Origin of the sequence: Aeromonas sp. QDB34, from assembly GCF_027705405.1 — a bacterium.
In the GTDB taxonomy this organism is placed as follows: Bacteria; Pseudomonadota; Gammaproteobacteria; order Enterobacterales; family Aeromonadaceae; genus Aeromonas; species Aeromonas hydrophila.
The window spans coordinates 1-1,038 of sequence record NZ_JAPDBT010000060.1 but is presented as its reverse complement, the minus strand read 5'-3'; the positions used below and the strand labels follow the sequence as shown (position 1 = coordinate 1,038).

General features: G+C 58.8%; 1 protein-coding gene. It reads left to right on the top strand.

Going from position 1 to position 1,038, the window contains the following annotated elements:
- Positions 1 to 70 precede the first annotated feature (70 nt).
- The gene (locus OKC29_RS22985; protein WP_073350632.1) at positions 71 to 1,033 is read left to right on the top strand and encodes an IS1595 family transposase; all 963 of its coding nucleotides are present in this window, start codon (positions 71 to 73) and stop codon (positions 1,031 to 1,033) included.
- Positions 1,034 to 1,038: the final 5 nt, after the last annotated feature.

Sequence of the window (1,038 nt, the reverse complement as noted above, 5' to 3'; positions counted from 1 at the left end):
TATGGCTCTGTCCCAGTTATGTGTTGAAAGGCTAACCTTGAAGTAGGTCATCACCTTGAGGGCCGCCATCATGGATACCCAAGCCTTTCAACATCTACTGTCCCTCTTCCCATTGCTCACTTTGCGTCAGCGTCGTCTCGCGCAACAGGAACTCACCACCCCTCACCCCATCACCTCGTTGGCCACTCAACTTCCCGCATGCCAATGCTGCCCTCACTGCCAGGCCGTAGCCACACTGCTGGCCCCCTGGGGCTGGTCTCGAGGGCTGCGCCGTTATCGCTGCAAGCAGTGTCTGCGCACCAGTTCAGTTCTAACCAACACACCTCTCGCTCGACTTCGCAAGCCACAATGCTGGGAAGACTATGCACAGGCCCTCATCGACGGTCTGACCGTCCGGCAGGCGGCGCTCCGCTGTGGGGTCGGTAAAAACACCGCCTTTTTATGGCGCCACCGCTTCCTGAAGGCCATGGCTAGCCACCAGGCGGTACGGGAAGAGGGTATCGTCGAGGTCGATGAGACCTTCTTCTTAGCGTCGTTCAAAGGACAGCGCGGATTGCCCCGCCCGGCCCGCCATCGTGGAGGCAAAGGCCGAACCCGAGGCACAGGGCCGGATTACATCCCGGTGATGGTGGTGCAAGACAGAGCAGGCCACCTGGCCGATTTCCAGTTGGAACAGTTGAATGCCAGGGCGGTGAAGGCAGTGCTTCAGCCGCTTATCGCCCCGGATGCCGTCCTGTGCAGCGATGGTGCCGGGGTGTATGCGAGTTTCAGCGAGGGACTGGGGATAACACACCAAGTGGTGCGCAACCGTGCGGGAGAGCGGGTGGTGGGTGCATATCACATCCAACATGTGAACGGGTACCACAGGCGATTGAAGGAGTGGATGGAGCGGTTCCATGGGGTTGCGACCCACTATCTGAAGAATTATCTGGGTTGGCGAAGGATGTTGGAACGCTATGGGAGGGAAGTGAATATCTCACGTTGCTTGCATGAGGCGCTGGGGCACCCCATGCAACACGTAATTGGGACATAGCCTTT

What these genes read in the sequence shown, in the direction of transcription:
- OKC29_RS22985 (WP_073350632.1), top strand. Translation starts at nt 71, where the DNA reads ATGGATACCCAAGCCTTTCAACATCTACTGTCCCTCTTCCCATTGCTC.